This window comes from Hyalangium sp. (assembly GCF_035629615.1).
In the GTDB taxonomy this organism is placed as follows: Bacteria; Myxococcota; Myxococcia; order Myxococcales; family Myxococcaceae; genus Hyalangium.
Map to the genome: position 1 here is coordinate 1 of NZ_DASPHO010000148.1, position 8,985 is coordinate 8,985.

Consider the following 8,985-nt stretch of genomic DNA (forward strand, 5'->3'; position numbering starts at 1 on the left):
GGCTGAGACTGGCCCTCACGCCGCGAGCGGCCATGCGCCCCAGCATCCCGAACGCGGCGCCCAGTGGCCTGGCGGCTCCCAGCGCCAGCTGCTCTGTCGTCCAGGGCACCAGCAATGCCGTGCCGAGGAGCACGGCGGAGAGCCCCGCGTAGGCCGGCGGCAGTGCGTGCGTTGGCAGCGCGAGCAGTCCTCCACCCAGGGCGAGCAGGAGCAGCCCCAGCAGCGCGAGCCTCGGCGCGCGACTGCGGGCCACATCCTCCGCCGTGGAGCGCCGCATGGTGGTGACGGGAGCCGAGCGTGCCGCCTCCCAGGCGGGCATGAACGCGGCGACGAGCGTTGCCCCGAGGCCCAGCGCCAGGCCCTTGGCGAGTGTCCACGGCTCCAGCGACAGCCGCCGCACGCTCAAGACGAAGTAGAGGTCATTGATCGTCTGCGTGACGAGCCCGACGAGGCCTTGCCCCAGCACCACGCCGAGCAGGAGCCCCGCCGCCGTACCCACGGCGCCCAGCAGCGCAGCCTCGCCCAGCACCAGCGCGAAGAGCTCGCCCCGGGTGACGCCCAGCGCTCGGAGCCGCCCGAGCAGCCCCCGGCGCTGCACCACGGAGAAGGTCATCGTGTTGTAGATGAGGAACATGCCCACGACGAGCGCCAGGAACGACAGCGCCGTGAGGTTGGTGCGGAAGGCCCGGGTCATCTGGTCCACGGTCCCGCCGCGAGTGGAGGAGCGCACCACCTCCGCACCGGGAGGCAGCCACTCCCTCAGCCGCGCGAGCTCCGCCTCCCCGTCGAGCATCAAGTCGATGCGCGAGAGCCGCCCCGTCCGTCCCAGCAACTCCTGGGCGGTGGACACATCCGTGAGCACCAGTCCTTCCAGCGCGCGAGCCGTGCGCTCGTCCGGAGGCGTGATGAGCGCCACCACCCGCAGCGGACGCGTCAGTCCACCCAGGCTCACCTCGAACGAGTCCCCCACTCCTACGCCGAGCAGGCGCGCCGTGGCAGCGGGGAGGAGCACCGTTCCTGGCTCGGTGAGGAGCGCGTCCACCGTTCCGGAGGTCCCGCTTCGGGTGTAGGCCCGGAAGGGTGCCTCCGCGAACGGGTCCACGCCCAGCACGGTGAGGGGGCGCCGGTCCCCCCGCGTGGCGCGCACGGAGCCCTCCACCACGGGAGCGGCGACGGGGGCACTCGGGCGCAGACGCAGCTCGCGGTAGATGGAGTCCGGGAGGCCTGTCGTCCCTCCCACGAGCTGGTGCGTGGCGCGGCCCGCCACGGTCTCCGTGGACTGCTCGAAGGCGCGCAGGGCGCTGGTGTTCGCCAGGTCGATGGACACCACCACCGACACCCCCAGCGCGATGCCCAAGAGCGACAGCGCGGTGAGCCACGGATGCCTGCTCAGGTGGCGCGCGCTGGCACGGATCAGCAAGCGCCGGCTCACGGCCGCACCTGCCGCTCGAGGAGCCGGCCCGCCTCCATCACGAACACGCGATCCGCGCGCGCGGCGAGCTCCGGATCATGCGTCACCACGAGCGCGCAAGCGTTGTCCCGGCGGATGAGTCCCTCGAGGAGATCCAGCACCTGCCGGCCGGTCTGCTCGTCGAGGTTTCCCGTGGGCTCATCTGCCAGGAGCAGGGGAGGGGAGTGCGCCAGGGCCCGTGCCACCGCTACGCGCTGTTGCTCACCGCCCGAGAGCCGGTCCGGGAAGCTGCGCTCACGGCCGCCGAGCCCCACCTGGGCGAGCAGCTCCCGCACCCGTCCGTCCGCAGCCGCGCCGGTGCGCCCCGTCAGCTCCAGCGGCAGCCGAACGTTCTCCTCTACCGTGAGCGTGGGCAGCAGGTTGAAGGCCTGGAAGACGAAGCCGATGCGCTCGCGGCGCAGCAGGGTGCGCTGGCGCTCACTCAGCTGGCTCAGCTCGCGGCCCTCCACGCGCACGGTGCCCCGCGTCGGCAGATCAATCCCGCTGATGAGGTTGAGCAGGGTGGACTTGCCCGAGCCGCTCCGGCCAATCAGCGCCACGAACTCTCCCCGATACAGGGACAGGCTCGCGCCGGTGAGCACCTCGCGCACGGCCTCGCCCTCGGCGTAGGCCTTGGACACGTCATGCAGCTCGACGAGCGGAGCGGGCGAGGAGGAGGTCATTCGGAGCCAGGGAGTGGCTCATATATGGATGTCCGAGGCGGGGCCACGTTCCTCGGTGGTCTCAGAGCGACGGTGGGAGCCCGCTGCCCGTGGCCAGGACGTTGCCTTCCCCGGTCCACTGCTGCCGGAGCCGCTCCAGGAAGTCCCCCACCTCCGCGGCCATCCGCGGCCCGCCCTTGTCGCGCGGGATGATGTGATAGCCCTCCTGGAGGGACAGCAGCCGGACCACCGGGGCGCTGGTGAGCTGGGTGGCGAGCCACCTTCCCCCTTCCGGATCCACCACATGATCCTGCTCAGCCACTACCACCAGGGTGGGGCAGCGCACGCGCGGTGCATCCCGCAGGGCCGCCTCTTGAAGGGTCCACAGATCGTTCAGGCGTGACATGGGAAAGGCCGAGAGGATGGGCGCCTCCGCCAGCGCCACCGGATCGCTCAGGTCCGTGGCCGTCTTGCGCACCCAGGGCTTCACCCGCTCCAGCAGCCCGGTGTGCCGCAGGCTCTTGAGGAGCGCCATCTTGGGACCCTTGAAGCGCGCCGCCGGGGCGATGAGCACCAGCCCCTTCACCTGCTCCGGACTCCGGGCCGCCAGCCGCAGCCCGAGCAGCGCGCCCATGGACAGCCCCGCCACGAACACCTGGCGGAAGCCCCGCAGCGAGTGCAGGGCCTCCCGAGCTGCCTCCTCCCAGTGGCCGTGGTCCGCCTCCAGCATGGCCTCAGGGGTAGTGCCGTGGCCGGGAAGCCGGAGCCCCTTCACGTACAGGCCGCGCGAGGCCAGCGCCTCCCCGAGCGGTCGCATGTCCCAAGGACTGCCAGTGAAGCCGTGCAGCAAGAGACAGGCGTCGTCGCCGTGTCCCAGCTCGAAGGGTGCCGTCTTCCGGGTGTCCATCCACAGGCCGAGCGCGTTCACTCAGGAACGCTAGTCACGATGACGCAGAGGCGTTATTGCCACTGCACGATGCCAGACACTCCAAAGCCTCCCGCTCCCTCGCTCCAGATTCAACTCGACGAAGAAGTCGCCCAGGGTCGCTACGCGAACATGGCCATGGTGGACCACACCCAGACCGAGTTCACCCTGGACTTCATCTACGTCTTCCCCCAGCAGCCCCGGGCGAAGGTCTTCTCCCGCGTCATCACCAATCCTCAGCACCTGAAGCGGCTGGTGCTGGCCTTGCAAGAGAACCTCGCTCGCTACGAGGCGCAGTACGGCACCATCCCCCTCCGAGAGGAAGAGCGAAGGCACTGAGGTCCCTCATGACCGCCCCTTTGTCCGGCCGCGTCACGCAAGGCTCGTTCTTCGAGGGGTTGTTCGTCCGCGCGCTCGGGGCGGAAGGCGCCTTCGCGGATGCCCTGCGCGCTGTGGGCGTGGACGTGCGCCGCCTCCAGCCTGGCTATCCCATCGAGACTTGGAACGCAGCGCTCGAGGTGGCATGGAAGCAGTGCTTCGCCCACCTGGATCGGGAGTTGGCGTACCGCGAGCTGGGCCGGCAGCTGGCCTACGGCTTCGCGCGGACACTGGTCGGAAGGGTCGTGGACGTGAGCCTGCCGTTGCTGGGGCCGGAGCGCTTCGTTCAGCGCATCCCCAGCCTCAGCAAGCTGGACACCTTCGAGTACCAGGTGCGGGTGGAGCCGCTGGGGGAGCGGCGCTTTCGGGTGTCCTACCGGGAGGATCCGGACGCGAAGCCGGACTTCATGGCCGGGCTCTTCGAGGTGGGCTTGCGCAAGACGGGCGTCCAGCCCCTGGTCGCGGTGACTTGGCGAGAGCCCAAGGGGTTCGATGTGGAGATCAGCTGGTGAGCCCCGTCAGGGCTTGGGGCTGGCGAGGTAGAGGTCCACCTGCTGCTCCACCTCGGCTGCGAACTGGGGATCGAGGTGCTGGAGGACCGCCCACTCCAGGCCCAGGGCGCGGCTGAACACGGGCTTGGCGGGAGAGTAGGGCTCGCCTGGAATGTAGTTGGAGGTCCCCTCACTGCCGCGCTTGCCCGCGCCGCTGACGCTGCTGGCCATCCCCGGGTGTGAGGCCGTGCGCCCCCCCGTGGCCCATGTCACCTGCTGCGCTCGCACGATGAAGCGGCCGTCCTTACGGTGCTGGCCTATGACGAGGACCTTGGACCAGCGGGCGGTGCTGCTGAGGTCCCCATCGATCTTCCAATGGGTGCGCAGGGTGTGGGGCCCGCCGCCGGGGGCGAGCAGGTAGCCGTGGCCATCCAGGACGGCCCGCGCCGCAGCCATGACCTGCTCTGCGGGCAAGTCGTAAGCGATCTCGGCGCTCGTGCGCTCCAGCAGCATGCGGCGCTCGTTCTGGGAGGTGGCGCATCCGGCGCCCAGGACGAGCAGGGCGATCCCGCCTACTGCGAGCCAACATCTCATGGATCCACCTCGGTGCTCTCCGGGGAGCCGCGTCACGCGGACCCGGATCCATGACGGAGAACGTCAGGGCTCCCGGAACATATCGGCTCCAGGAGGGGGGCCTGGAGCGCGCACCGGGGCGGCTCGCCGAGCCGGCTGGCCCCCCGTCCCGTGGCGGGGGGGAGAGGCCCCGCGGGAGGCCGCAATGTGTCATCCGCCCGGCGTCCAGGCCGCCAGGCAGGAGCGAGGACTGCTCGTAGTGCTGGCCTCGCGACGCGGCCCGTCGCAGACTCGGGGCGCTTTGTTCCGACTCTTGCTCCTCTTCATATTGCTCCTGGCTCGGGTCGCCTCCGCTCGTTGCATCGGGGACGGGGTGCAGGTGTTCCCGCGCCCGGGCGCCACCATCCCCACCAACACGCGCCTCCTCTTGGAGGGCATTGGCACCGCGCGCGCCCTCGTGGCGGATCTGCCGGGGAAGACCCTGCGCCTGCAGACCGACGGCCATGAGATTCGTGTGAAGGCCCAGCGCGGGTGGACCAGCGAGCTGGGCCGCGTCACCGTCGTCCTCAAGCCCGATGGGAAGTTGCTGCCGGACAAGACCTATACGCTGCGTCTGGACGATGCGCTGCCCGGCACGGTGAAGCTGCTCAATGGCTCCGGAACGGCCTTGCCCGAGTGGCTCGCTGGCAAGAGCCCCGACAAGACCCCCCCGCGCTGGATCAAGCGCCCCGCCATCTCCGAGGGCATGGCCCGGCGCAACGAGGAGGGAGTCACTCGCTACGTGCGGCTCACCATGACGATGAGGGAAGAGAGCCCTGCCTATATGGTGGTGACGCTGGCGCGCAAGCAGGCGGGCGCCACCTCGCAGCACTATGTGATTCCGGTGGTGAACGGCTCGGCGCTGCTGGGCCACGAGCCCTGCAGTGGTGCCTTCGGCTTCGAGGACGGCAAGAGCTATCGCGCACGGGTGGAGGTGTTCGACTCAGCGGGCAACCTGGCCCCAGCCGTGCCCCCGCTGGATTTCGAGGCGCCCACGGCGCCTCCGGAGGGCGGATGACGCTGGATGTAGAGAGGGTGGAGGGCCTGAAGCAGGGGATGGCGGACTTCATCCAGCAGCTCCAGGACGAGATCTGCGGAGCGCTGGAGCGGCTGGACGGCCAGGGGCGCTTTCGTGAGGACAGGTGGGAGCGGCCGGGCGGGGGGGGCGGGCGCACGCGTGTTCTCGAGGAAGGCGCCGTGCTGGAGAAGGCCGGGGTGAACACCTCGGTGGTCTTCGGCGAGCTGGAGGAGGCCTTCGCGAAGCGGCTGCAGGGGGAGGGGCGCCAGTTCTGGGCCGGAGGGCTGTCGTTGGTGCTCCACCCGCGCAACCCGTACGTGCCCACGGTGCATGCCAACTACCGCTTCATCCACCAGGGCAACAAGGCGTGGTTCGGCGGCGGCGCCGACCTGACGCCCTACTATCTCTTCGAGGAGGACGCGGCGCACTTCCACCGCACGCTGAAGGCCGCATGCGACCGGCACGATGCCGCGTACTACCCGCGCTTCAAGGCCAGCTGTGACAAGTACTTCTTCCTGCGCCACCGCGAGGAGACGCGCGGTGTGGGGGGCCTCTTCTTCGAGGACATCGGCGGCGATCTGGAGCGCGAGTTCGAGTTCGTGAAGGACGCGGGCCGGGCCTTCGTGCCCTCGTACCTGCCCATCGCCGAGAAGCGCAAGGACACGCCCTACACGGAGGCGCACCGCTTCTGGCAGGAGGTCCGCCGCGGGCGCTACGTGGAGTTCAACCTCGTCTACGACCGGGGCACCATCTTCGGGCTGGAGACGCGCGGGCGCACCGAGTCCATCCTCATGTCGCTGCCGCCCCAGGTCCGCTGGCGCTACGAGTACCACCCGACGCCCGGCACGCACGAGGCGAAGCTGGTGGAGGTGCTCCGCAGCCCGCGAGAGTGGGCCAGCTTGAGCCAGGGAGGGTAAGGAGGCCCATGTCGTCTCCCGTGACGCCGGAGCCCCCGCGCCGGAGCTGGAACAAGAGGTGGGTCCTCATCCTGGGGGGACTGGTGTTGCCGTGCTTCCTCTTCGGAGGGGGGGTCGTCCTCCTCTACCTGAAGCGGATGCAGGAGCTGGAGAAGAGCACGGACACCGCCTTCCGCACGGAGGCGAACGCCGGAGGCATGGCGGGGGACGAGGCGCGCGTCAATGTGATCGCGCTGTGTGACGCGGTGCAGATGTACCGCAGCGAGAGCGGTCTCTTCCTGGCCGCGGGCCCCACACCTCGCGAGGTCCCCAAGGGAGCCCAACCCATCCCCTTCCCGGAGGATGAGGCCTTCGAGAAGCTCGGCTTCACACCTGGGACGGCGGTCCGCTTCCAGTACCAGGTCGTGGTCCAGGAGGACCCGGTGGGTGAGCCGGAGGTGACGTGTTACGCGAGGGGGGATCAGGACGGGGATGGCCAGAATTCTGTCTACAGCGTGACATTGGATGCCAACGGAATGACGTCCCCGGTCCAGGTGGAGCGCGAGGACGAATGATCGGCCCCCCTCTCGCAACTTGCCCCCTCGGTAGGCGAGAATGTGAGAGATGGGTCATGTTGGAGACATCGGCCGAGGTGGCGGCGGTAGACGCGGGCTCGGTGATGGGACCCGTATAGGCCCTGCTCCGACCGCCGGTGGCACCCAGGCCACTCCCGAGGCCGGAGGCCCCATCGCGGGTGGCGCTGAAGGGGGCGGCGAGGGGACGGCGGAGGCGGGCCCCGGCACAGGTCTAGGGACAGGCGCTGGGCTGGGGACAGGCGCTGGGCTGGGGACAGGCCCTGGCCGCACGGGCGAGCGCGCTCCCTTCCGCACCGGAGAGCGCCCTGCGCTGAACGAGCGTGGCCAGCCGCGGACGGGCAACCGGCCCGCGCTCCCGGCCGCGACCTTCGCCGATGCCCTCACCGACCCGAAGAAGGGGGGCAAGGTCTCCACCGCCGTGGAGACCCTGGTGATGCCCAAGGTGCAGACCCCAGAGCCTCCCGTCACGCGGGGCGGCAAGACCCGGGAGATGCCTGCGCTTCGGGAGGGAGCGGGCCAGGGGACCCCGGAGGCTTCCCTCGAAGGCCGGGAAGGGCGTAGCGCCAAAGACACGGACTCGCCTGTTGGCCGCGGTGGGACGCGCATCGTCCGCATGCCCGACGTCGCGGGCGGCGGCCAGAGCAAGGCCCCGGAGAAGGACAACTTCGGCAAGACCCCGTCCACGGGCAATCGGCCCACCTTCCGTACGAGCCAGGTCAAGGGGCCGGTGCGTCCGGTGAAGGAGCTGATTCCTCCAGGGCTCGGCAAGCTCGGCGATCAGGTGGCCGTGGCCAAGCGCTTCGCCTCGGACCTGCCGCTGCTTCACCAGCAGGTGAGGCCATCGGATCTGCCGCCATCGGACCGCGCGTTGCGCCTGTGGGCCTTTTTCACCGCGTACGCCGAGGCGGCCACCTCGAAGGAGTCCACTCCCGAGGGACAAGAGATCTTCGACAAGACCTTGGAGAAGGAGGGGTTCGGCGAGCTCCGGGACAAGAACACCGGCAAGGACGGAGTGAAGGCGGGCAAGTGGGTGCTCGAGTCCCCCAACGCCAAGGAGGCCCGGGAGCGTGCGGGGCAGGTGGAGCTTGAACCGCCGCCAGAGGTGCTCCTCTCAGAGTCCGCGCAGCAGGCCCAGAAGTCGGAGGCGGCGCAGCAGGCCCAGAAGCCAGAGGCAGCGCAGGCGCAAGAGGCACCCCCCAAGTCCGAGGATGCGCAGGCCCAGGACACCTCCCGCAAGCTCGAGGACGCGCCCAGGCCCGACGCTCAGTCCCCGGAACGGAAGGACAGCGCCTTCTCCCAAGGCACCGAGCGTACCCCCCTGGAGCGGGCAGACAAACAGTCGGAGTTCGTCCGAGTGAATCCCCAGATGGCGGACATGCCCCGGCCGGTGATGTTGCCCGTGAACCCGGAGCTGGAGCGGCGCAAGGACGACGAGTCGATGATGGGCAACTTCGAGGATGCCTGGAAGAAGCTGAGCGGCAACCTGAGCCTGAAGCTGGGCGGCAACATGCTCTGGAACGTCCTCCACCGCTTCCGCGATGGCGCCGAGGACAGCGCCATCGAAAAGGAGAAGTGGAACCAGATCGCCTTCGCTGCCGTCCTCGCCTTCGTGGGCCTGATGTTGTTGGTCATCCTGGTGGTCAGCCTCTAGGCTGCTTGCCTGTGAACCTTCCCTGCTCGCGGACTTCTTGGGATTTCGCGGGCTTGTGTTAGGGTCAGCCCCCCATTGGCCACCGACGATCTCACCCTCGTCAAGCGCGTCCGCGACGGGGACCAGCGCGCCTTCAAGCTCCTTGTCGAGCGCTACCAGCGCAAGGTGTATGCCGTCGCGCTCGGAATGCTCAAGGACAAGGAGGAGGCGATGGACGTCTCCCAGGAGGCGTTCGTCAAGGTCTACAAGTACCTGGACCACTTCAAGGGTGACGCCTCGTTCTACACGTGGCTCTACCGCATCACC

At 69.5% G+C, this 8,985-nt stretch carries 11 protein-coding genes; 7 read left to right on the forward strand and 4 right to left on the reverse strand.

Annotated features, from left to right (window positions below; all coding sequences use genetic code 11):
- From VD972_RS07520 to VD972_RS07530, 3 genes are all read right to left on the reverse strand, one after another.
- On the reverse strand, positions 1-1,432 hold a 1,432-nt coding region (locus tag VD972_RS07520), incomplete at its 3' end, for an ABC transporter permease (protein WP_324982919.1).
- Positions 1,429-2,133, reverse strand: a complete 705-nt coding sequence (locus tag VD972_RS07525) for an ABC transporter ATP-binding protein (RefSeq protein ID WP_324982922.1) — start codon at positions 2,131-2,133, stop codon at positions 1,429-1,431. The genes VD972_RS07525 and VD972_RS07520, both read right to left, overlap by 4 nt.
- Positions 2,134-2,194: 61 nt before the next feature.
- The gene (locus VD972_RS07530) at positions 2,195-3,019 is read right to left on the reverse strand and encodes an alpha/beta hydrolase (protein ID WP_324982948.1); all 825 of its coding nucleotides are present in this window, start codon (positions 3,017-3,019) and stop codon (positions 2,195-2,197) included.
- A gap of 69 nt (positions 3,020-3,088) precedes the next feature.
- Here VD972_RS07530 and VD972_RS07535 point away from each other — a divergent pair, with 69 nt between their 5' ends.
- Positions 3,089-3,376 (forward strand): DUF3467 domain-containing protein, encoded by a 288-nt coding sequence (locus VD972_RS07535; RefSeq protein ID WP_324982951.1) that lies wholly within the window; start codon positions 3,089-3,091, stop codon positions 3,374-3,376.
- 8 nt (positions 3,377-3,384) lie between these two features.
- The gene (locus VD972_RS07540; protein WP_324982926.1) at positions 3,385-3,927 is read left to right on the forward strand and encodes a DUF2378 family protein; all 543 of its coding nucleotides are present in this window, start codon (positions 3,385-3,387) and stop codon (positions 3,925-3,927) included.
- A 6-nt stretch (positions 3,928-3,933) separates the two neighbouring features.
- Here VD972_RS07540 and VD972_RS07545 read toward each other — a convergent pair whose 3' ends face one another.
- A complete protein-coding gene (locus VD972_RS07545) occupies positions 3,934-4,500 on the reverse strand; it encodes a hypothetical protein (protein ID WP_324982929.1) in 567 nt (188 codons plus the stop codon).
- 292 nt (positions 4,501-4,792) lie between these two features.
- Here VD972_RS07545 and VD972_RS07550 point away from each other — a divergent pair, with 292 nt between their 5' ends.
- The 5 genes from VD972_RS07550 to VD972_RS07570 form a co-directional block, all read left to right on the forward strand.
- A complete protein-coding gene (locus tag VD972_RS07550) occupies positions 4,793-5,536 on the forward strand; it encodes a hypothetical protein (RefSeq protein ID WP_324982932.1) in 744 nt (247 codons plus the stop codon).
- Positions 5,533-6,453, forward strand: coding sequence for an oxygen-dependent coproporphyrinogen oxidase (gene hemF, locus VD972_RS07555; RefSeq protein ID WP_324982934.1), 921 nt, complete (start codon positions 5,533-5,535; stop codon positions 6,451-6,453). The genes VD972_RS07550 and hemF overlap by 4 nt, the downstream gene beginning before the upstream one ends.
- 8 nt (positions 6,454-6,461) lie before the next feature.
- Positions 6,462-7,007: a hypothetical protein gene (locus tag VD972_RS07560; RefSeq protein WP_324982939.1), complete on the forward strand. Its 546-nt coding sequence runs from the start codon at positions 6,462-6,464 to the stop codon at positions 7,005-7,007.
- 49 nt (positions 7,008-7,056) lie between these two features.
- Positions 7,057-8,679: a hypothetical protein gene (locus VD972_RS07565; protein WP_324982941.1), complete on the forward strand. Its 1,623-nt coding sequence runs from the start codon at positions 7,057-7,059 to the stop codon at positions 8,677-8,679.
- A 75-nt stretch (positions 8,680-8,754) separates the two neighbouring features.
- A partial coding sequence (locus VD972_RS07570) for a sigma-70 family RNA polymerase sigma factor (protein ID WP_324982945.1) occupies positions 8,755-8,985 on the forward strand: 231 nt, incomplete at its 3' end.